Below are 21,185 nucleotides of genomic sequence, written 5' to 3' on the forward strand. Positions count from 1 at the left end.
CGCAGCGGCAAACGCATGCGCACGGCGGCTCGCTTCCAGTGATGCAGGGACAACAAGCCAACAGGCGATGATGAAGAGTGTGAAGTGATGAGCATAATCGGACAAGATATTCCCATGGAGCGGCCGGATACGGATGGGCGCGCCGCCGTCTTCGTTCCCGTCACGGGCGTCAAGGAAGATGTCCTGTTGACCATACGCAAGGGTGCGGCCATCGTCGGCTTTGCCAACCACGACCGTACCATCACCGTGTATTTTGAAAGCAACCGCTTTGACGATCCCGTGCTGGCCAAGTGGGAACACAAGGCGCGCAAGGCCTACGACCGGCTGGTCGATAATGCGCCCACCGTGTCGAAACTGACCACCAGCCCTGCCAATTTCGAGCAGATCGGTTATATCAATGGCAAGGGCATCACCATCCGCCGCATGGAAAGCCTGCAGCGCTGGCTCGCGTATTCGGATGCGATGGAGACTTGCCCGGCAACGGATATCATTCCGCGCACGGTGATAGCGAAACCTGAAAGCGTTAAAGTTTAAGAGCGGCGGATACAACGCCCTGGGCGTTGTTGCCTGCCCTGCATTTACCTCGCTGTACTGAAGTACTGTCTTCGGGGCGGCACCTGGCCCTGGGCATTTTCTCAGCGGCTCCTGGTCTGCGCGCATGAGTATCCAATGGCGCCGCTGGCGCTAATCCGACCTGCGCGACCTACGCCTGACCTCGCTTATCACTACACCACCACGATATTCGCCTGCGCCTTGAGCGGGCAGGGCAGGGTGTCGTCGAAGGTGATTTCGATGGCGCTGGCGACGAACATGCCGCCGATGTGCTGGGCGGCGATTTCGGGCGGCGTGCCGGGCTTGGTCAGGTTGACGTCCTGGGCGAAAACGAAGACGCGCCAGGTGCCGTAGACCTTTTGATCATATTGCAGCAAGGTGCGGTAAGCGCGCTTCAAGTCCAGGCTGCCTGCGTAGACGCCATCGTTGGCGCCAGGATCGAAGCCCAGGCCGTCGTCGGTCAGCGATTCGACGAAATACAGTCCCTGCGGCGCCTGGAACAGCACGAAGGCATACAGCTCTGTACCGCGGAAGACATTGCCATTGTCGCGCTTGAAGCTGGCGCGCAGCCACAGCGGTTCGTAGGCTTGCACGACGGCGGGCGTATCCGTTTCCACGGGCCCCGCCAGGTGGATGTTGACCTGCGTTTCGCTCACGGCATGCTGGTAGGTGGCGCCCGTGGTGAAGCGCTCGTACTGCCAGCTGATGTCGGCCGTGTAGGGCAGGCCCGCATTCGGCGCTTCCGGCAGCACCCATTTCGCCACCACGCGCTCGGCCAGTGTCAGTTCGCCGGCGGCTGGCGGTGTTGCTTCCTGGCCACGCCAGAACGGGTCCGCGATATCGGAGCAGGCGACGGCGATGGCGCCCGAGGCGATGGCCGAGGCCACGCCCGCCACCGTGAATTCGGGCTGGCCCGAGCCGGCCCCTTCCAGCGAGCAGCAGTCGACGCTGGGATCGGTTTCCTCGAACGGACCGCCCACGCTGAAGCTGGCCTTGCCTGAACCGAGCGCGGCCGAAATGATGGCCACCAGGGCGGCGATGATGGCGATGATGATGGCGAGTATCTTCCACCACGGGTCGGAAAACGGCAGCTCGCCATGCGTGCCCGCATAGGCGGGGTTCGGCGTCCAGACGAGGGTCATGCCGGTAGGCACGATCGGTCCCAGGCCGGGCGGGCAGCGGCACTCCTTCCCATCCGTGCCCGTGCTGCCCCAGCGCTTGCCCGGCAGGTGGCCTTGCGGCTTGGACAGTTCCAGTGTACCTTCCTCGACCGTGCACGTGTACGTGTTGGTGGCGCTGTCGAAGCGCGTCTGCGAGACGAAGATTTGCTGGATCGAGCGGTGCGGCGTGTAGCCGTCCGCCTTGGCGACAAAGCTGACGAGTCTCTTGCCGGGCGCCGCATGCTGGAAGTCGGCATCCCACATCACCAGCATGGCCGCGCCGGCGGGAATGCTGGCAAAGAAGAAGGTGCGCGCCACGGGCACGATGCCGGGGTCGCCCACGCTTTCCAGGTACACGGTGACATTGTTCAGGGCGCTGCTGGACATATTGGTGACGTGGGCGGCGATGCGCAAGCCATAGATGGCATTGTCGAAGATGCCATCGGGCAGCATGATATTGGTGACGGGCTCGATTGCGAACGGCCGCGTCAGCACCTGCAGGGGGGTATCGCTCATGATGCTTGCTCCTCGGGGCTTTGCTGGTCTTGCGCTTGCTCTTTCTCGAGATCGGTGACGATATAGGTGATGCCGCCCATGAGCTTGCCTTCCTGGCTCTCCAGCACGCGCAGCAGCGCATACTGGCGCGGCGGCAAGGCTTCGGCGCGCACGCTCAGGTACACGGCCTGCGCCTGGCCGCGCGGCACTTCCAGCGCCAGCTTTTGCTCGCCGGGCGCATCGCCATTGCAGTGGGGCGTGCGCGCCAGGCCCGCTATCAGGCGGGCGTCCCTGGCCGGCTGCCAGCGCTCGAGGCCCAGGGTGGCCAGCAAGTGTTCCGGCAGCTCGCCGCCCTGCTCAATCTGCAATTCCACTTTTTTCGTTGCGCGGGGCAGGGCCGCCACCGCGATGGACAGCGATTGCGCGCGCCTTGCCGCCAGCACCACAGTGACATTGCGCTGGGCAATCTGCTCGTGCAAGGTGGGCTGGAAGGGAAAACCGTTGGGCAGGGGATCGGGCAGCGGGTTGATGTCGCCCGCGCCGTGGGCCACGGCCAGCAGGCATTCGTGGCCGCCATTGACGATGACGGGGACCCAGGGCACCAGGCACAGCACTTCCTGCGTGGCGCCCGGCGGCAAGTCGGCAAACGCGGAGCCGATCTGCGTGGCGGCGCCGACGGCGATCTGGCCGGAAGGGTCGGCCCAGTAAAAGTCCACGCGCACGCCGTTCGAGGCGCCGTTGCCCGTGTTGTGCACGCGGCCCCACAGGTAATTGCTGGTGCCGGCGATGGGCGCGCCGGGCGGGCCATTCGGATCATTGCCCGGCACGACCCAGATATCGGCGCTGTCCCACCACCAGGGTTGGCCGTCCTCGATGATCAGGTGGGCTGGCATGGCGTTCTCCTTGTCCTTGGCCGCTGCTGGTAGCTTAGACCGCTGCGGCGGATGCTTTTTGATCGGTATCAAGGCCATGAAACACGGCGCCGTTGCGCCGTTGCCGTGCTTGCGTAAGGTAATATTGCGGCAGAACGCAGTGGAATGACTCCAGGAAAAGGTTGGAATGTGCTTGAAACAGTGAATGACGTTTGCATCAACGCCGCTTGCGGCCGGACCTTGCCGCTGCGCGTGGCGCATTGCCCGTTTTGCGGCGCGCGCCAGATAGCGCAAGCGCCTGTCCTGGAGAAAGCCGTGGCGCCGCCGCCGGTGCCGCGCATGCCGCCGCCCGTGCCCGTCGCGCCTCCCACGCCTGCGCCTGCTCCCATGCCGCAGCCCGCGCCGCAGCCCGCACCCGTTCCCCAGGCAATCCCGCCAGCGCCTGCCGCGCCGGCCAAGGCGCCGCCCGCGAAACCGGCCGTCAAGGGTTCGGTGCCGCCACCGCGCCCGCCCGTGCGCTTGCGCACGTGGATCGCGGCGGCAGTGGTATTGACCGGTATCTGGTTCTTCAACAAGCCCGCCGACAAGCCAGCCAGCGTGGCGGAACAGGTCGAGGCCGCCACGGCGCTGGCGGCGCAGTGCGACCTGGACGGGGCGCGCAGCGCGCTGGCCGTGCTGAAAAGCGCCAAGGCGCCCGCCGCGCACCTGAAACGTTTGCAGGCAAGCATCACCAAGTCCGCCGCCGCCTGCGACAGGCAACAGCAGCGGGCACAGGCGTGGACGGCGCTGCAAGACAGCGTCAGCCAGGCCCTCGATGGGGGCAAGCCGGATCTGGCCGCCACGCGCCTGGCCGCCTACGTGAAACGATGGGGCGACGATCCCGACACCCTGGAACTCGATGCCAAGGTGAAAGTGGCACTGGCCAGCGCCCAGCTCGACCTGGCCGACGCCTGCCTGGCCAGGTCGGACCGGGTTTGCCTGGAAAACAGCCTGATCGCCGCCGAGCGCTACAAACGGCCGGAACTGGCGGCGCGCACGCAGACGCTGCGCACGGCGTTGTCGCAATTGCTCGAGCGTTCGCTGCTCGATGCGGCCCCGGCAGCGGGCCAATAATCCCAGCATGAAAAACGCCCACCGCGGCCAGGCCGTGCGGGCGTCGCGCCTGTCGGCGAGCGCGATTACTCTTGCGGTACCAGCGCCAGCGCCGCGCTGAAGTCGCCCATCGGCTTGCCGCCGTTGGCCACCAGCGCCTTGTCGCGCGTGCTCAAGCCATCGAGCACGGGCAACGCAAAACGGTGCGTGATGGCGCGCAGGATGGAGGCCGAATCATATTGCGTATGATCAACTAATCCCTTTTTCACATACGGCGAGACGAGGATGGCGGGCACGCGCGTGCCGGGACCCCAGCGGTCGCCCTTCGGCGGCGCCGCGTGATCGTAAAAGCCGCCGTTTTCATCGTAGGTGACGATGACCAGCATGTTCTTCCATTGCGGACTTTTCTTCAACTGGGCGATGACGCTGGCGATGTGCGCGTCGCCGTCGGCCACGCTGGCATAGCCCGCGTGCTGGTTCAAGTTGCCCTGCGGCTTGTAGAAGGCCACGGGCGGCAGCTTGCCGGCGCTGGCATCGCTGAGGAACTGGCTGTCGAAGTCGCGCAAGTGGGCGGCGCGGTAGGCGGGCGCCTTCACCGGATCCATGTTCGCAAAGTAATTGAACGGCTGGTGGTGGAACTGGAAGTTCGGCGGATTCGGGAAGCTGCCGGCGCGCGCGCTGGCCGTCGCCAGGGCCGTCGTGTCTTTCCAGGCGCCCGCATACCAGGCCCAGTCGATGTTCTTGCCTGAAAGCAAGTCACCGATATTCGTCTGCGTCTGCTGCGGCAGGGTGGTGGCCTTGCCCGTGTCCGCATACAGCTTGCTGCTGTCGCCAGACGCCGGGGCGTTGCTGCTTGGCTGGAATGGCGGCTGCATGGTGTTGACGGCATAGAACATGCCCGTGCTGTCGGCCGGCGTCAGCGCGCCGTCATTGGCATACGCGGGCGCGCCGTTCAGGACGGTGCCCGGCGCCGTGGCGGATGGCGTCAGGCGCAGGAAGTTGCCCTTGGCGTCGACGTCGATCTTGGCGATCGAACCCTTGGCCACCGAAGTGTCGGCGTTCGGGTAAGTGGGGGCGCAGGCGCAGATCAGGTACTGGTGCGTGAGGAAGGAGCCGCCGAAGGCGCCGATGAACAGGTTGTCGGCCAGCGCATATTGCCTAGCGATGTCCCATAGCTGCATCTTGCTGCCGTCGTAATAGCCCATGCTCAAACCGCCCGCATCGGAATAGGCCGTAAACTTGTCGTTGGCGCCGCCGTTGATCTGCATCTGGTTGTTGTAGAAGCGGTGCACGAGGTCGCGCGTGATCACCGATTGCGGCAGGTACAGGGGGCTGGCGGCGTCGTCGATCTGGAACGGCTTGTTCGGCAGGTTGGCCGATTGCGCCTGGGTGATGACGGTACTCTGTCCCGCCGCTGTCATGCCGCCCCAAGTGGGCGGCAGCACGGGCAGGGTGCTGCCGTCGATGTCTTTCTGCGCCACATAGGCGGAGCTTGACGTGGGGTTGACGCCCGGCACGCCGTTCGCGCCCGGGAACAGGCCGTACAGATTGTCGAAGCCGCGGTTTTCCGCGTAGATGACGACGATGGTCTGGATATTGTTCAGCGCCAGGGCACCGTTCAGGGCGGCCAGCGCGTCGGCGGGCGCCGCTTGCGCGCTGGCGCTGGCGATCAAGGCCGTCACGCTGGCGTTTTCCGCCTTCAGTTTCGCCAGCTCGTCGCCGCTGGCCTTGTTGAAGTCGGACGCCAGGCCCGCTTCCGACACGCCCAGGCGCGCGGCCAGCTTGCTGCTGGCGGCCGCAAAGTCGCCGCCGTTGCCATCCATGACTTGCGCCAGTTCCGTCGACAGGGCGCTCACAAACGCGCTGTGGCCGGCGGGAGCGCGCAGCAGCAGTTTTTGCGTCACCTTGCTGCCGCTGTCGCCGATGGTTTCATGGCGGATGGCGTCCGTGCCGATGGCCACCAGCACGGCGCCCTGGCCGTCCAGCGTGTAGCTGCCGTCGGCGGCCGTGCGCACGGTGGCGGAAGCGTTGTCGCACGTCAGCTTGGCGGTGGCGCTTTCCAGGCACACCTGGGCGTTTTCATAGTAGCTGCCGATCACCTGGCCTTGGGTGCCGGGCGTGATCGCATAGTCGCTGCCGCAGGCGGCCAGGCCCAGCGACAGTAACAACGGCAGGGGCCGCAGGGAGGGTTTTGCGTGCAAGTTCATGTTCATGCCTTCTGGGTGGAAAACGTCGCATGCTAGGCAGGCAATATGTCAGCTGCGTGACATGTCAGCTCCTGTTACATGACGTAATGTACGAACTTGATACATGAGGTTTTGCGGGGTTTTGTCACGCAGCTGTCACATGCCGTTGCTACGCTGCCAGCCCATGATGAAAACGATACCCCCTCTGTTGCTTGCCCTTTGCATGCTGTCCGCCTGCCAGCCCGCGCCGCCGCCGGAAGCCCGGGCCGCCCCCGCGCCCGCCTACCTGGCCGCGGCCTACGCGCCGAGCCTGAAGCGCCAGCCATCGGTGGCGGCAATGACGGCCATGGGCCGCGCCATGTTTTTCGAGCCCAGCCTGTCCGTGTCGGGCAAGCTGGCCTGCGCCAGCTGCCACAGTCCCGAGCATGCGTACGGCCCGCCGAACGGGCTGGCGGTGCAGCTGGGCGGCCCGGAATTGAAGGATGCGGGCACGCGCGCGGCGCCCTCGCTGCGCTACCTGCAGACGGCGCCCGCCTTCAGCGAGCACTATCACGACGACGATGGCGACGACAGCGTCGACGCGGGCCCCACGGGCGGGCGCAACTGGGATGGCCGTGCCCAGTCCGGCCATGAGCAGGCGCTGGCGCCGTTGCTGTCGCCGCGCGAGATGGGCAACCGCGACGGGGCCGCCGTCGTCGCCAAGCTGCGGGCCGGCCCGCTGGCGGCGCAGTTTCGTCAGACGTATGGCGCGGATATTTTCGAACAGCCGGGCCAGGCGCTGCGCTGGGCGTTGATGTCGCTGGAAGTGTTCCAGGAAAGCCCGGCCGACTTCTATCCCTACACGAGCAAGTACGACGCCGTGCTGCGTAAGCAGGCCGTCCTGAGCCCGCAGGAAGCGCGCGGCCTGGCCCTGTTCAACGATGAACGCAAGGGCAATTGCGCCTCCTGCCATATCAGCCAGGTGAGTGCCGGCGGCGCCTTCCCGCAATTTACGGATTACGGCTTGATCAATATCGGCGTGCCGCGCAACGGCAAGCTGCCGGTCAATGCGGACCCGGCGTTCTTTGACCTGGGATTGTGCGGCCCGGACCGCACCGACTTGACGCAGCACAAGGAATATTGCGGCAGCTTCAAGACGCCGTCCCTGCGCAACGTCGCCCTGCGCAAGGTATTTTTCCACAACGGCAGCTTTACCAGCCTGGAGCAGGTGCTGCGTTTTTACGTGCAGCGCGATACGGCGCCGCAAAAGTGGTATCCAAAGGATAAGAACGGCAAGGTGCGGAAATACAACGATATGCCGCCGGGAATGGAAGCGAACGTGAACGTGGAAGCGCCGTTCGACCGCCAGCCGGGCCAGGCGCCCGCCCTGAACGCGGCGGAGATCGCCGACGTGATCGCCTTCCTGCACACTCTGACGGATGGCTATCGGGCGCCCGGTCCTGCGCAGGGAAAACATGGCTAAAAAATATCAAGATACCATTGCTTACAACTACGCCACAAAAGCGTGTTTTTATGTGCGTTAGCGCACGCTAGAAAATTTTAGGCAGGTGTATATTGCGAACTGATCTGTGTCTTTTGATAACAATGAAAGGGAATATCATGAAAGTAAGCAAAAATTGGATGACCGTGTGCGCCGCCGGGATGATGGTCGTGGCGCTGGCTGCCTGCCAGAAGAAGAGCGATGTCGCCGCCGGCCCTGCGGAACAGGCTGGCCAGAAGATCGATGCGGCCGCTGCCAAGGCTGAAGCCGACATCAAGGCCGCCGCTGCCAAGGCTGACACTGCCGTGAGCCAGGCCGCTGCCGATACGGGTGCCAAGATGGACCAGGTCGCCGCTGACGCCGACAAGAAAATGAGCGAAGCGGCCGACGCCGTCGGCAAGAAAGTGGAAAAAGCGGGCGAAAAGATGCAGGACGCCGCGCACAAGTAATCATCGCGATAACATCGCCAGGGCCGGCCACGGCCGGTCCGCTCCCCGCAGCGGTCGTCAGGTGACGGCGGCTGCGGTCACGCCATCGCTGGCGCCAGCCTGGCTGCCCCGCGTCGCCGTGCCTGCAGCGGCAGTATCGCCCCCGTCCGTTCCCCCCAGCACCACGCTCAAATCGACAAAGCCGTCGCGCCACGCGCGTTCCAGGTCTTGTTCCACCGCTTCCAGGGTCGTTCTTTCCACCTGCTGAAAACCGCGCAAGCCATACGCCCGGTTGCGCCCGTGCGCCTTGGCCAGGTACAGCGCCATGTCGATCAGGTTGACGCTGCGTTCCCACGTGAGCGGGCGTCCCAGCGGTGCCAGCGGATAGGGCGCGAATCCCACGGAGACATGCACCTGGATGGCTTGCCCCTGGTAGTGGATGCTTTGCGCCGCCATGCCGTTGAGGATGCGCCGCGCAATATCGTCGAGTCCGTCGCGCGCGACGGCCGGCAGGAAGGCGAGGAATTCCTCGCCGCCCCAGCGCACAATCATGTCCGTTTCGCGCAACACGTCGTGCAAGGTTTCGGCGATCGTCGTCAGCACCAGGTCGCCCGCGGCATGGCCGTAACGGTCGTTGATGTGCTTGAAATGGTCGACATCGAGCAGGAACAGCGCGCCCACGACATCGGCGCCGCCGTAGGCCGGCTGCGGCTTGCCCGCATGGCTGCGCATGAATTCCTGGAAATGGCGGCGGTTGTACAGGGCCGTCAGCGGGTCGCGCGAACTCTGGCGCTTGAGTTCCTGGTTCTTCACCTTCAGCTGCACGTTCGCGTGGCGCACCTTGCGGTACAGCAAGCCGACGATGGCGGACGCCATGGCCAGTACCAGCGCCAGCAGCCACCACACGCGCTGCTGCAGGCGGCGGTTGTCGATTTCCGTGCTCTTGAGCTGATTTTCGCGGCTCAGCAGCTCGATCTGGCGCTGTTTCTTTTCCGCCTCATACTTTTCTTGCAGCTCATATACGGCTTTTTGCCGTTGTTTCTCGAACAACTTATTCGAGATGCCCCGCTCGCGGTGGTAGGCCGTCACGGCGCCGCGCAGGTCGCCCGCCTTTTCCAGCGCCGTGCCGTATTCCAGCAGCACGGCCTGCATGTCCGGCTGGTTGGCCGTGCGTTCGTAGTAGGCCAGGCCCGTGGCCACGCTTTGCTTGCCTTCCTGCAGGCGTCCCTGGCCGATCAGCGCCTGGCCGATGTTCAGGCGCGCCGTCGCTTCCACCTGTTCATTGTTGACCAGGCGCCCCGCCGTGATGGCTTCATTCGCATAGCGCAGCGCGCGCGCGTAGTCGCCTTCCTTCAGGTAGCTGTCCGACAGGTTGACGAGGGTAACGGCCACCATGCCGCGCGCGTCCAGCTGGCGTTCCAGCGCCAGGGCCGCCAGCAGGGCGCGCTGGCCCCGCTGCGGCTGCTGCGCGTCGAGCGCCAGCCCGTATTCCGTATTCTTTGCTTGCGCCATGCGGCCCGGCGACGCCAGGGTGCCGGATACGGCCAGCAATTCATCGAGCACCGCGAAGCCCTTGTCGTATTCGCGCATCTGCGTGTACAGCAGGGTGAGGGCATTCAGGGCGGCGGCCAGGCTGGTGGGGGAGTTGCTCTGGCGCGCCAGGTCGACGGCCGCCTGCAGCTTGGCCAGCGCAAACGGGAAATTGCCTTCCTCGGCCCACGACTGGCCCGCGCTGATGGTCGCCTGCACGCGCACGGGCAAGTCGTCCGTGCGGTTGGCGATGCGTTCCGCTTCGAAGGCCAGCAAGTGCGAGGCGCGGCGTTCGTTCAGGGCAAACGTGATGTAGGCCTTGCAGAGCACGCCTTTCGCCAGCGCCACGTCGTTCTTGTTGGCGCGGGCGTAGGCGATCAGCTCCTCGGCCAGCTGCATGGCGAGGTCGTTCTGTCCCAGACGCATGCGGACGGTGCTCAGCTGGGTCAGGAATTCCGCGCGCACGGGCAGGGGGGCGCTGCGCGCCTGCGTTTCCACCTCTTGCAGGCGCTGCAGGGCGCGCGCGGGCACGAAGCGGCCATCTTCGCGCACGGCGGCAATCTGCTGCTCCAGGTTGCCGGCCTGGGCGTGGACGGCGGGCGGCAGCAGGCAGGCCAGTACCAGCAGCCAATGCGCCTTTCGCCATGATGCCCGTCTCTGTCTGCCTGCCAACGTCCCGCTCCCGCAATGACCACCTGTCTTGAACAGATTATATTCTGTTGCAATCAAGAAATATCATGTGGTGCGCAGAAATTTGCGAAAGTGCACACGGCAGGCATTGACAAGGCCCCCTTACTGCGCCAGCTGCTGCAGCAGGTACAGGCGCTGGTACAGGCCGCCTTCGATCTGCATCAGTGCGTCGTGCGGCCCCGCTTCCGTGATGCGGCCGTGATTCAGGACGATGATCCGGTCGGCTTCGCGGATGGTCGACAGGCGGTGGGCGATGGCGATGATGGTCACCTTGCCGCGCAATTCGTTGAGGGCCAGCTGCACGATCTGCTCCGTCTGGCTATCGATGCGCGACGTCGCTTCGTCCAGCAGCAAAATGCGCGGCTGGCCGGCCAGCGCGCGGGCAATCGCGATCAGCTGCTTCTGCCCGGATGACAGGCGCGAGCCGCCTTCGCCCAGCGGCGTGTCGTAGCCATGCTCCAGCGCGGCGATGAAGTCGTGCGCATGCGCGGCGCGCGCGGCCGTCTCGATCTGCTGCTGCGTGTAGCCGCGGCCCATGTCGATGTTTTCGCGCGCCGAGGCAGCCAGCAGGAAGGGGTCTTGCGGCACCAGGCCCACGTCGGCGCGGAAATGCTCGTTGTCGATGCTGTCGAGGGCGACGCCGTTGATGGCGATGCTGCCCTGTGTGACGGGGTAGAAGCGCAGCAGCAAGGAGAGCAGGGTCGACTTGCCGCTGCCCGTGTGGCCGACGATGCCGAAAAAGGCGCCTTGCGGGATGGTCAGCGACAGGTCGTGCAGCACGGGCTGGTTTTCCACGTAGGCGAACGTCAGGCGGGAAATGTCCACGGCGGGCAGGTCGACGCCCGCTTTCGTCTGCCGCAGGGCCGGTGCTTCCCTTCCCTGCGCGTGTTCGAGCGCCTGCGCTTCGTCCAGCAGGGCCGAGACGCGCGCCGTGGCCACCACAGATTGCTGTAATTGACTGAATTGCATGGTGATCTGGATCAAGGGTTCGATCACGCGCGCGATGTAGCTGATGAACGCGTACAGCACGCCCACTTCGACGGCGCCCATCTCGCGCCGGCCGAAGCTGAAGATGACGACGGCCAGCAGCACGATGTTGAGCATGTCGAGCGCGGGGCGCAGCAGCCAGGCGTTGGCGCGCAATTCCTGCATGCGCGCCGTGTAATGGTCCTGGTTGATGCCGGTGAAGCGCGCGCCGAAGCGCTTTTCCGCGTTATTCGCCTGCAGCACGCTCATGCCGCCGATCGATTCGGCGATCTGTCCGTTGATTTCGCTGCGCAGGGCGCGCGCGCGCGTGACGGCCGGCGCGCTCCAGCGCTGGTACAGGAAGACGATGACCAGCACGGCCGGCAGCAGGGCCAGCACGATCAGCATCAGCCGCCAGTCGAGGAAGGCCATGGCGGCCATGGTGCCGACCAGCACGATGGAGCTGTCGAGGATGACGAACAGCACTTGTACGTACAGCGATTTCACGGCCTCCGTGTCGTTGGTGACGCGGCTGACCAGCTGGCCCGTGATGGCGCGGTCGAAAAAACTCATCGGCAAGCGCAGCACGTGCTGGTACACGGTTTCGCGCAGGCGCTGCACCGAGCGCATGGCCAGGCCGGACAGGCGCACCAGCTGCAGGTAGCGCAGGCCGGAAGCGACCCAGCCCGTCAACAGGCAGCCGCCCAGCAGCAGGGACATGCGCGTCCAGTCCAGATTGCGCGGCAGCAGATGCTGGTCGATCAGGGCCTTGCCCAGGATCGGCCCCGTCACTTCCAGGGCGGCGGCGAGGATCAGCCAGAACGTGGCCCAGTACAGGTGGCGCAGGTCGGGCGCGGCGGCGCGGCGCAGCAGGCCGATGGCTTGCGCGGCCTGGCGGCGCACGGATTGCGTGGCGGTGGTGGCGTGGTCGGTCTTAGATGGCATCGAGGCTGGCCTCCAGTTGTTGATAGCGCCACTGGCTGGCGTACCAGCCGTCGCGCTGCATCAGCGCGTCGTGGTTGCCCGTTTCCGTCACGTGGCCGTCGCGCAGCACCAAAATCAGGTCGGCGTTGACGACGGCGCTCAGACGGTGGCTGGCGATGATGGCGCTGCGCTCGGGGCGGCGCGCGCGCAATTCTTCCAGGTGCTGCAGGATGCGCGTTTCCGTGCCCGTGTCGACGGCGGACAGCGCATCGTCGAGCAGCAGCAAGCCGTTGTCGGCCAGGAGAGCCCGGGCAATCGCCACGCGCTGGCGCTGGCCGCCCGACAGGGTGATGCCCTTTTCGCCCACGTGGGTCTGGTAGCCGTCGGGGAATTGCAAAATGTCGGCATGGATGTCGGCCAGCTGCGCCGCCCGTTCCACTTCCTCGCGCGTGGCGCCGGGACGGGCCAGGGCGATATTGTCGGCGATAGTGGCGGAAAACAGGAACGATTCCTGCGGCACCCAGCTGATGGCCGCGCGCAGCGCATGCAGGGTGTAGGCGTCGAGCGGCTGGCCATTCCACGTGGCCGTGCCCGATTGCGGCGTGACCTGGCGCAGCAGCACGCGCAGCAGGGTCGACTTGCCGCTGCCTGTGGGGCCCACCAGGCCCAGGGTCTGGCCCGGCTGCAGGCGCAGCGAGATGCCGGACAGCGCGGGCGCCGTCTGGCCCGCATACGCAAAGCCGATGTCCTGCAATTGCAGGGGGCCGGGCGTCAGCGTATCAATAGTGCCATGGTCGTCGATGGCCAGCGGCGCATCGAGCATCGGCTGCAGGCGCTGCCAGGCGGCGCGGCCCCGTTCGATCAGCGAGAGCACCCAGCCGGCGGCGAACATGGGCCAGATCAGCTGGCCCAGGTACATGGAAAAGCTCGTCAGCGCGCCGATGGTCAGCTGGTCTTGCCACACGAGGTAGCCGCCCAGGCCCAGGGTCAGCGCCGTGGCGGCCGTCAATGTCAGGCCGACGGCCGGTTCGTACGCCGCTTCCCAGCGCTGCGCCGTCAGGCTGGCGTTGGCCGCGTGGCCGGCCAGGGTGGAAAACTGCTTGCTGCTGCGCTCTTCCAGGCCCAGCGCGCGCAGGGTGCGCACGCCCGATAGCGATTCCTGCACATGGTCGTTCAGCGCCGAAAAGCGCTTCAGCGAATCCGTCGACGCCGTATGGATATGGCTGGAAATGCGCCAGAAGGCCAGTCCCATCAGCGGGAAGGGCAGCAAGGCGATGCAGGCCAGGCGCCAGTCCACGCCCAGCAGCATGATGCCCAGCACCATCAGCAGGGTCAAGGTGCCATCGAAGCCGGCCAGCATGGCTTCGCCGGCGGCCATTTCGATGGCGTCGATGTCGTTGGTCGCCAGCGCCATCAGGTCGCCCGTGCGCTGGTTCTGGTAGAACGACGCGCCCTGCTGCGACATGCGCGTGTAGAAGCGCGTGCGCAGCATCACGCCCAGCTGGTAGGCGGCCTTGAACAGGGTGATGCGCCAGCCCACGCGCAGGAAGTAGATGACGACGCCGACGGCGAGCAGGGTCAGCAGCTCAAGCCACAGTTCGGCCGCCGTCATGCGGTGTGCGGCCAGGGCGTCGATGATGGCGCCCACGCGGCGCGGGATCCAGACGGTCAGTGTTGCCACGCCTGTCAGCATGACGGCAGCGGTGGCATACGCCGGCCAATGCTGACGCACGAAGCCGGCGATGAGCCTCGATAAACTCATGGTTACCTTTTGTTTTGAATAATGGGGTGTCGCGGGGCGGAAGGACGGGCACGCGGACGGAAAGTACGCGTAGGATACAACAAGGCGGAAAAGCGCGCTGTGGGCGGGCACGCAAAAAACGGGCCGTAGCCCGTTGTTTTGCTGCATCAGTGCCGTGCGCGAGGCTTACTTGCGACCGCTGCCTTTGCCGCCCAGCATGTCGAGCTGTTTCGATGGCGTGCCCTTGGGCGCAACCTTGGCTGCCGGCTTGGCGGCTGGCGCAGGGGTGTGCTTCACGGCGGCCTTGGCCACGGTCTTGCCGGCGGCGCTGGCCGATTTGCTCGTAGGAAATGGTTTCGCGGCCGGCTTGGCCGGTGCTGGCGCGGCGGCTTTCGCTGGCGCGGCGACGGGCGCCGGTGCGGGCTTGGCCGCTTCAGGCTTGGCTGCCGGCTTGGCTTCGACCGCTTTCACGGCAGGCTTGTCGGCAATCTTTTCGGCAACCTTGGCAGGCGCCGCTTCCGGTTTGGCTGCCGGCGCGGCGACTGGTGCGGGGGCTGGCGCTGCCTTGGCGGCAGGCTTGACCACGTCGGCAGGCTTGGCGGCAACGGGGGCAGGTGCCGCTGCAGGCGCAGGCGCAGGTACGGCGGCCAGCGTTGGCTTGGCTGCGGCAGGCGCTGGAGCGATGGCAGGGGCGACCGCATCGAGGCGGGCCTTGGCCGAGGCCAGCAATTCAGCCTGGGTGCTCGAGGCGATGCCGAACAGCTGGCGGCTGTAGGCCAGCACGCTTTCGATGTTCGGCTGGGCCTGGCTGGTGCTATAGCTGAAGAAGTCGCGCGGGTCCTGCGTTTCCAGCAGGTGCTGCGCCGTTTCCGCCGTATGCGACAGGGCGGCCTTGCCTGCGTTCAAGTTCAGGGCGATGATTTTCTCGGCGCTTTCAAAGACTTTGCTGGTGAGGGTGCTGAAGATTTGCAGCTGGTTTTCCAGTTGCGACTTGGCGGCGCTGGAAAATTGTTCAGGAAGCGGAAACATATTTACTCCTTTGTACGGATTAAAATGCTGGCAAAACGCTCTGCAAAATCCCGAAAACCAGAGTTGGCCGCGTTTTGTAAAGTGGGTAGCGCGCTAAAAGCTGATCATGGACTTTTTATGATGCAACGCAATATGAATATTCTAGCGGTGATTCGAGTTAGTTGAAAGCTATTTTCTCAAGGGCGTGTGCCGCATGTTTGCCACGGGCTGGCTGTATTCATGCGCCTGGCAGCATTTGCAGAAAGTTTGCGCGTGCGCAAAGCGTTGTCATGGAATCTATGGCTACGCTTTTGCCAGTGAGTATATTCGTGCACTGCAGCATCCTTGAGGAAATAAGATGACAATGCACTGGAAGCACCAGGTACCGCAGTCAACCGAAGGAGTGTCCGCATGGACCTAGTCATCCGCAATGCCAGCCTGCCCGACGGGCGCCGCGCCATCGATATCGCCATCGAGGGTGGCCACATCGCCGCCGTCGGCCCCGCCTTGCCCGTGACGGGCGCGCAAGAGATCGACGCCGCCGGCGACCTGGTCACGCCACCGTTTGTCGACGCCCACTTCCACATGGATGCCACGCTCAGCTATGGCCTGCCGCGCGTGAACGCCTCCGGTACTTTGCTCGAAGGCATCGCCCTGTGGGGCGAATTGAAGCCGCAATTGACGCAGCAGGCGCTGGTGGACCGCGCCTTGCAGTATTGCGACTGGGCCGTGGCGCGCGGCTTGCTGGCCATCCGCTCGCACGTGGATATCTGCGACTCGCGCCTGCTGGCCGTCGAAGCGCTGCTCGACGTGAAACGCCAGGTGGCGCCGTATCTGGATTTGCAGCTGGTGGCCTTCCCGCAGGATGGCATCCTGCGCAGCCCCGGCGCCTTCGACAATCTGAAGCGCGCCATCGCCATGGGCGTCGACGTGGTGGGCGGCATCCCGCATTTCGAACGCACCATGGCCGACGGCGCGGAATCCGTGCGCCGGCTGTGCGAATTTGCCTGCGAACGGGGCCTGATGGTGGACATGCATTGCGACGAGTCGGACGACCCGCTGTCGCGCCACATCGAAACCCTGGCCTTCCACAGCCAGCGCCTTGGCATGCAGGGCCGGGTGACGGGTTCGCACCTGACGTCCATGCATTCGATGGACAATTACTATGTGAGCAAACTGCTGCCGCTGATCCGCGAGGCGGGCGTGGCGGCCATCGCCAACCCCCTCATCAACATCACCCTGCAGGCGCGCCACGATACGTATCCGAAGCGGCGCGGCATGACGCGCGTGCCCGAGATGCTGGCCGCCGGCATTCCCGTCGCCTTTGGCCACGACTGCGTGATGGATCCGTGGTACAGCCTCGGTTCGGGCGACATGCTGGAAGTGGCGCACATGGGACTGCACGTGGCGCAGATGACGGGCCAGAAAGCGATGCACGACTGCTTCCTGGCCGTGACGGAGACGCCGGCGCGCATCCTGGGTCTCGAAGGCTACGGCATCGCGCCCGGCTGCCATGCGGACTTGCTGATCCTCGATTGCAGTTCGACGGTGGAAGCGCTGCGCCTGCGCGCGGCGCGGCGCCTGGTGCTGCGCCGGGGGAAAGTCGTCAGCGAATCGCCCCGCGCACAATCGCGCCTGCACCTGCCGGGGCGGCCCGATAGCGTGAATTTCCGCCTGGGGCGCTGATACAATCAGCCATCACTTGTTATCGGGAGCACCGCCTTGAAAGAAATTGACATCCGCCCGGCCACCGAAGCCGATTTTGACGCCATGTGGCCGATCTTCCAGACGCTGGTGGCCGCCGGCGACACCTATACCTTTCCCGCCGATACCACGCGCGAAGCGTGCCACGCCTACTGGTTCGGCCCTGGCGTGCAAAGCTTCGTCGCCGTGATGGGCACGGAGCGGCTGCTGGGCATGTACAAGCTGGTGGCGAACCAGCCGGGCCATGGCTCGCACGTGGCCAACGCCTCGTTCATGGTCGACCCGGCCGCGCAGGGCGTGGGCGTGGGCCGCCTGCTGGGCGTGCACTGCATGGAGGAAGCGCGCCGCGCGGGCTACCTGGCGATGCAGTTCAACTTCGTCGTCAGCACCAACCTGGCCGCCGTCACCCTGTGGAAAAAACTGGGCTTCACGGTTGTCGCCACCCTGCCGCTGGCCTACCGCCACGCGCAACTGGGCTATGTGGACGCCTACGTAATGTACCAGCTGCTGAGCGACCCGATGCAGTGGCCGGCATGAGCGGCGCCATCACCATCTGCGAGACGCCGCGCCTGCGCCTGCGCACCGTGACGCCGGACGACGCGGCCTTCTACCTGGAGCTGGTCAACGACCCGTCGTGGATCGCCAACATCGGCCAGCGTAATCTCCACACCGTGGAGGCGGCCCGCGCGGCCCTGGAAACGGGGCCGATGGCGCAGTTCCGCGAGCAGGGCTATTCCCTGTACATCGTCGAGCGCCGCAGCGATGGCGCGCCTGTGGGCATGGCTGGCCTGGTGCGGCGCGACAGCCTGCCCGGCCCCGATATCGGCTATGCCGTGCGCCCCGCCTACTGGGGGCAGGGCTATGCCTACGAGGCGGCGGCCGCCATCGTGCGGCACGCGCAGCAGGTACTGCGCCTGCGCACCCTGTACGGCATCACTTCGCAGCAGAACCAGGCGTCGATCAATCTGCTCAACAAGCTGGGGTTGCGCTTCGAACGTTTCTCGCGCCTGCCGCCGGAGGGCAGGGAGACGAATATCTACCGCAAGGATTTTCGCCAGGATTGAGGCGGAAAATCCGTATCGGTGAAGTGAAAAAAAGTATTTAGAAAGCCGCGTCTTTTGTAGTGGTGGCGCGCGGTCTTTGTTTTTATAGTTGGCCTACCGGTGGAAAACCGCCGGACTATAAAAATGGAGACGTGTTATGAAAATCATGACTGCTGTTGCATGGGGCGCCCTCATGTCCGCCGGGTTTGCAGACGCCTCGGCGCAAAGCTGCTCGGTGCCCGTGATCAAGGTGCTGGCGCAAAAAAGCCTGGGCCTGACGGTGATGGAAAAGACCCTCGCCGAGTATGAAAAGAAAAGCGGCACCAAGGTACAAATCAGCTATTTCGGCGAAAACGACCGCCGCTCCAAGGCCAGGCTCGATGCTTCCACCAAGGCCGGCTCCTACCAGATCTACTACATCGACGAAGCCAACGTGGCCGAATTTGCCACGGCCGGCTGGGTCGTCCCCCTGCTCAAATACCTGCCCAAGGAAGCCGACTACGACGACTTCCTGCCGGGCCGCCGCGCCGTCGCCTCGTACAAGGGCGTGGCGTATTTCGCGCCCCTGATCGGCGGCAGCGACTTCCTGTTCTTCCGCCGCGACCTGCTGGAAAAGGCCGGCATTGCCGTGCCGAAGACGCTCGACGAACTGGTCGCCGCCGTGAAGAAAATGAACAGCCCGCCGAATGTCTACGGCTGGGCGGCGCGGGGCCAGCGCGGCTCGGGCATGAATGTCTGGCGCTGGTCGCCGTTCATGCTGGCCGCCGGCGGCAAGTGGGAAAAGGACGGCGTGCCGACCTTCAATTCGCCGCAGGCCGTCAAGGCGACCACCCTGTACCGCGACCTGTTCAAGTATTCGCCGCCGGGCGGCGCCACCTACGACTGGAGCAATGCGCTCGAAGCGTTCAGGTCGGGCAAGGTGGCCTTCATGATCGAGTCGACGCCCTTCGCCGACTGGATGGAAGACCCGAAAAAATCGTCGGTGGTCGACAAGGTCGGCTACGTGCGCCCGCCCGCGCCGCTGGCGTCGGCCGCGTACGGCCATGGCCTGGCCATTTCCGCCACGGGCGCCAAAGATGAATGCACGCGCCAGGCGGCCGGCAAGTTCATCGCTTTCGCCACGGGCAAGGAGCAGGAACAGGCGCGCCTGAAGGACAACGTCTTCAGCGACTACAACCGCACCAGCACCATCAACAGCGACTATTTCCGCAAGCACGTCAAGCCGCAGATCCAGGCTGGCCTGACGGACACCACGCCCGTCTCGCGCGTCACCATCTGGCCTAGCCCCGAGTGGCCGGACATCGGCGACAACCTGGGCGTCGTGCTGGAAGAGGTGTTTACGGGCACGCGCGGCGATGTGCAGAGCGCGCTCGATGAAGCCAACGAGTATGCGACGGAAGTGATGCAACGGGCCAGCAAGCGCAAATAGAGACATCTGACCAAACCTGCTGCGCGTCGGTATAGGCGGCCTGCGATGCTCATTGTGCATAAAGCACAGTTCCGCTTCTCGGCCACCTCTACCTTCCGCTCGCTACGGTTTTGTCAGGTGTCGTGACGCAGCCTGTTTGCTTGTCCGTTCTCGTTTGAAAGCCATGACCATGCCGCATTCCATCCGTAAAAAACGCCACACCTGGCTGCCGGCCGTCTTCCTGACGCTGCCGCTGCTGATCCTGCTGATACTGGGCCTGGTGCCCAGCATCGCCGCCATCAACCTGGCCCTGCAAAACCGCGTGCTGCGCTACAGCGACAGCGACTACATCGGCTTTGCCAATTTTCTCCGCCTGTTCGGCGACCGCCGCTTCGTCAACGCCGTGCAGGTGTCGGCCATCTGGGAAGTGGTCACCGTGGCCGGCTCGCTGATCGTCGGTGTGCTGCTGGCCGTGTTCCTGTTCGAGAGAGTCAAGGGCCGCACCCGCGACATCATCGCGCTGCTCCTGATCGTGCCCGTGCTGCTGCCGCGCGTGTCGGCCGCCTTTATCTGGAAGTTCATGTATTCGCCGCTGATGGGCATTTTGAACTGGCTGCTTGAATGCGTGGGCCTGGGCGGCACGGCCTTGCTGTCCGACCCTGCCACGGCCCTGTACGCGGTGGCGCTGGTCGACATCTGGCAGTGGGGCCTGTTCTTCGGCGCCGTCATCCTGAAGCTGCTGGAAACCCTGCCCGCCGAACCGCTGGAAGCGGCGCGCCTCGACTACGCCAGCACGCTCCAGGTGTATGCGTACATTGCGCTGCCGATGCTGAAGGTACCCATCATGAGCCTCGTGTTCATCAAGATGGTCGAGTCGCTGCGCTCGTTCGACCTGATTTACGTGATGACCAAGGGCGGCCCCGGCATCTCCACCGAAACGCTGGACATGTACGCGTATGCGCAAGGCATCGGCCTGATGGGCAAGGTGTCGTACGCGTCCAGCATGGCCGTGCTGATGATGCTGGCCACCACCGTCATCTTTACCTTACTCTGGAAGCGGGTCGCCAAATGGGAAAACTGACTGTTACGCGCGGCCTTGGCGCCGTCACCACCACTGCCATCACCACGGCGATCGTCCTGGTGGCGCTGTTTCCCATCCTGTGGGCCGTGCTCAATTCCTTCAAGGAGCTGATGGACATCGTCACGCCCGTGCCGCGCTTTTTCTTCAGCCCGACGCTGGCCAACTACAAGCAGGTGCTGGCCAGTCCGGAAGTGCTGACGGGACTGGGCAACAGCGTGGCCATCGTCGGCGTGGCCGTGCTCCTGGGCGCCGTGCTGGGCGTGCCGGCCGCGTATGCGATCGCCCGCTATCCGGTGCCGGCCAAGAAGGATATCCAGTTCTTCCTGCTGTCCCTGCGCTTCTTGCCGCCCGTGGCCGTCGCCATTCCGCTGATCTCGATCTGGATCGACCTGGGCTTGTACGACTCGCGCCTGTCGATGGTGGTGACGTATCTGCTGGTGACCCTGTCGACCATCATCTGGCTGTCGATTCCCGCCTTTGCACGCATCCCGAAAGAGATCGAGGAAGCGGCGGCGCTCGATGGCTACGGCCCGTACCAGGTGTTCTGGCACGTTGCCCTGCCGGTGGCCTCGAAGACCCTGATGGGCGGCATCGTCTTCAGCTTCGTGCTGGTCTGGAATGAACTGATGATCGCGCTGGCGCTCACCTCGTCGAAGAGCATGACCCTGCCCGTGGTGGCGTCGGCGTTTACCTCGATGGGGCAGGAAGTGCCGTGGGGCGTTGTGAACGCTTCCACCGTGCTGCTGGCGCTGCCGCCGCTGCTGTTCGTTGGCATTCTGGGCCGGTTGCTCAACTCCATGCTCAAACATAAATAACGATAAACAA

General features: G+C 64.9%; 17 protein-coding genes. 10 read left to right on the forward strand and 7 right to left on the reverse strand.

Going from position 1 to position 21,185, the window contains the following annotated elements:
- The first annotated feature begins 114 nt into the window (after positions 1 to 114).
- Entirely contained in the window at positions 115 to 534 is a 420-nt protein-coding gene (locus O3301_RS06555) for a hypothetical protein (protein ID WP_077408133.1), read from the forward strand.
- 191 nt (positions 535 to 725) lie between these two features.
- Here the strand turns inward: O3301_RS06555 and O3301_RS06560 are convergent, their stop codons facing one another.
- Positions 726 to 2,228: a hypothetical protein gene (locus tag O3301_RS06560; protein ID WP_305055940.1), complete on the reverse strand. Its 1,503-nt coding sequence runs from the start codon at positions 2,226 to 2,228 to the stop codon at positions 726 to 728.
- Positions 2,225 to 3,100: a hypothetical protein gene (locus O3301_RS06565; RefSeq protein ID WP_305055941.1), complete on the reverse strand. Its 876-nt coding sequence runs from the start codon at positions 3,098 to 3,100 to the stop codon at positions 2,225 to 2,227. Before O3301_RS06565 ends, O3301_RS06560 begins: the two co-directional genes overlap by 4 nt.
- 168 nt (positions 3,101 to 3,268) lie before the next feature.
- Here O3301_RS06565 and O3301_RS06570 point away from each other — a divergent pair, with 168 nt between their 5' ends.
- On the forward strand, positions 3,269 to 4,192 hold the full coding sequence (locus O3301_RS06570; RefSeq protein ID WP_305055942.1) for a hypothetical protein: 924 nt from the start codon (positions 3,269 to 3,271) through the stop codon (positions 4,190 to 4,192).
- Between the two features lie 65 nt (positions 4,193 to 4,257).
- On the opposite strand, the gene acpA is transcribed toward O3301_RS06570, so the two are convergent.
- Entirely contained in the window at positions 4,258 to 6,378 is a 2,121-nt protein-coding gene (acpA, locus tag O3301_RS06575) for an acid phosphatase (RefSeq protein ID WP_305055943.1), read from the reverse strand.
- Between the two features lie 139 nt (positions 6,379 to 6,517).
- On the opposite strand from acpA, the gene O3301_RS06580 reads away from it, so the two are divergent.
- Positions 6,518 to 7,819, forward strand: coding sequence for a cytochrome-c peroxidase (locus tag O3301_RS06580; protein WP_369812174.1), 1,302 nt, complete (start codon positions 6,518 to 6,520; stop codon positions 7,817 to 7,819).
- Positions 7,820 to 7,956: 137 nt separating this feature from the next.
- The gene (locus O3301_RS06585) at positions 7,957 to 8,286 is read left to right on the forward strand and encodes a hypothetical protein (RefSeq protein WP_289903778.1); all 330 of its coding nucleotides are present in this window, start codon (positions 7,957 to 7,959) and stop codon (positions 8,284 to 8,286) included.
- A gap of 57 nt (positions 8,287 to 8,343) precedes the next feature.
- Here the strand turns inward: O3301_RS06585 and O3301_RS06590 are convergent, their stop codons facing one another.
- The 4 genes from O3301_RS06590 to O3301_RS06605 form a co-directional block, all read right to left on the reverse strand.
- Complete coding sequence (locus tag O3301_RS06590; protein WP_305055945.1) at positions 8,344 to 10,467, reverse strand: GGDEF domain-containing protein; 2,124 nt, start codon at positions 10,465 to 10,467, stop codon at positions 8,344 to 8,346.
- 120 nt (positions 10,468 to 10,587) lie between these two features.
- A complete protein-coding gene (locus O3301_RS06595) occupies positions 10,588 to 12,396 on the reverse strand; it encodes an ABC transporter ATP-binding protein (protein WP_305055946.1) in 1,809 nt (602 codons plus the stop codon).
- Complete coding sequence (locus O3301_RS06600; protein ID WP_305055947.1) at positions 12,386 to 14,137, reverse strand: ABC transporter ATP-binding protein; 1,752 nt, start codon at positions 14,135 to 14,137, stop codon at positions 12,386 to 12,388. The genes O3301_RS06595 and O3301_RS06600 overlap by 11 nt, the downstream gene beginning before the upstream one ends.
- 165 nt (positions 14,138 to 14,302) lie before the next feature.
- Positions 14,303 to 15,145 (reverse strand): phasin family protein, encoded by an 843-nt coding sequence (locus O3301_RS06605; RefSeq protein WP_305055948.1) that lies wholly within the window; start codon positions 15,143 to 15,145, stop codon positions 14,303 to 14,305.
- Positions 15,146 to 15,535: 390 nt separating this feature from the next.
- On the opposite strand from O3301_RS06605, the gene O3301_RS06610 reads away from it, so the two are divergent.
- The 6 genes from O3301_RS06610 to O3301_RS06635 all read left to right on the forward strand — a co-directional run bounded on the left by O3301_RS06610 (position 15,536) and on the right by O3301_RS06635 (position 21,175).
- The gene (locus tag O3301_RS06610) at positions 15,536 to 16,810 is read left to right on the forward strand and encodes an amidohydrolase family protein (protein ID WP_305055949.1); all 1,275 of its coding nucleotides are present in this window, start codon (positions 15,536 to 15,538) and stop codon (positions 16,808 to 16,810) included.
- 36 nt (positions 16,811 to 16,846) lie between these two features.
- Entirely contained in the window at positions 16,847 to 17,365 is a 519-nt protein-coding gene (locus O3301_RS06615) for a GNAT family N-acetyltransferase (RefSeq protein WP_099666740.1), read from the forward strand.
- Positions 17,362 to 17,892, forward strand: coding sequence for a GNAT family N-acetyltransferase (locus tag O3301_RS06620; RefSeq protein ID WP_305055950.1), 531 nt, complete (start codon positions 17,362 to 17,364; stop codon positions 17,890 to 17,892). The genes O3301_RS06615 and O3301_RS06620 overlap by 4 nt, the downstream gene beginning before the upstream one ends.
- Before the next feature lie 136 nt (positions 17,893 to 18,028).
- Entirely contained in the window at positions 18,029 to 19,300 is a 1,272-nt protein-coding gene (locus O3301_RS06625) for a sugar ABC transporter substrate-binding protein (RefSeq protein WP_369812175.1), read from the forward strand.
- Between the two features lie 169 nt (positions 19,301 to 19,469).
- A complete protein-coding gene (locus tag O3301_RS06630) occupies positions 19,470 to 20,360 on the forward strand; it encodes a carbohydrate ABC transporter permease (protein ID WP_305055951.1) in 891 nt (296 codons plus the stop codon).
- On the forward strand, positions 20,348 to 21,175 hold the full coding sequence (locus O3301_RS06635) for a carbohydrate ABC transporter permease (protein WP_305055952.1): 828 nt from the start codon (positions 20,348 to 20,350) through the stop codon (positions 21,173 to 21,175). The genes O3301_RS06630 and O3301_RS06635 overlap by 13 nt, the downstream gene beginning before the upstream one ends.
- Positions 21,176 to 21,185: the final 10 nt, after the last annotated feature.

The organism is Janthinobacterium sp. SUN211, from assembly GCF_030587315.1.
GTDB lineage: Bacteria > Pseudomonadota > Gammaproteobacteria > Burkholderiales > Burkholderiaceae_D > Janthinobacterium > Janthinobacterium kumbetense.

Excerpts from the sequence above, each read along its gene's own strand:
- O3301_RS06555 (WP_077408133.1), top strand. The coding sequence starts at position 115 with ATGGAGCGGCCGGATACGGATGGGCGCGCCGCCGTCTTCGTTCCCGTC.
- O3301_RS06560 (WP_305055940.1), bottom strand. The coding sequence starts at position 2,228 with ATGAGCGATACCCCCCTGCAGGTGCTGACGCGGCCGTTCGCAATCGAG.
- O3301_RS06565 (WP_305055941.1), bottom strand. The coding sequence starts at position 3,100 with ATGCCAGCCCACCTGATCATCGAGGACGGCCAACCCTGGTGGTGGGAC.
- acpA (WP_305055943.1), bottom strand. The coding sequence starts at position 6,378 with ATGAACTTGCACGCAAAACCCTCCCTGCGGCCCCTGCCGTTGTTACTG.
- O3301_RS06580 (WP_369812174.1), top strand. The coding sequence starts at position 6,518 with ATGCCGTTGCTACGCTGCCAGCCCATGATGAAAACGATACCCCCTCTG.
- O3301_RS06585 (WP_289903778.1), top strand. The coding sequence starts at position 7,957 with ATGAAAGTAAGCAAAAATTGGATGACCGTGTGCGCCGCCGGGATGATG.
- O3301_RS06595 (WP_305055946.1), bottom strand. The coding sequence starts at position 12,396 with ATGCCATCTAAGACCGACCACGCCACCACCGCCACGCAATCCGTGCGC.
- O3301_RS06600 (WP_305055947.1), bottom strand. The coding sequence starts at position 14,137 with ATGAGTTTATCGAGGCTCATCGCCGGCTTCGTGCGTCAGCATTGGCCG.
- O3301_RS06605 (WP_305055948.1), bottom strand. The coding sequence starts at position 15,145 with ATGTTTCCGCTTCCTGAACAATTTTCCAGCGCCGCCAAGTCGCAACTG.
- O3301_RS06610 (WP_305055949.1), top strand. The coding sequence starts at position 15,536 with ATGGACCTAGTCATCCGCAATGCCAGCCTGCCCGACGGGCGCCGCGCC.
- O3301_RS06620 (WP_305055950.1), top strand. The coding sequence starts at position 17,362 with ATGAGCGGCGCCATCACCATCTGCGAGACGCCGCGCCTGCGCCTGCGC.
- O3301_RS06625 (WP_369812175.1), top strand. The coding sequence starts at position 18,029 with ATGAAAATCATGACTGCTGTTGCATGGGGCGCCCTCATGTCCGCCGGG.
- O3301_RS06630 (WP_305055951.1), top strand. The coding sequence starts at position 19,470 with ATGCCGCATTCCATCCGTAAAAAACGCCACACCTGGCTGCCGGCCGTC.
- O3301_RS06635 (WP_305055952.1), top strand. The coding sequence starts at position 20,348 with ATGGGAAAACTGACTGTTACGCGCGGCCTTGGCGCCGTCACCACCACT.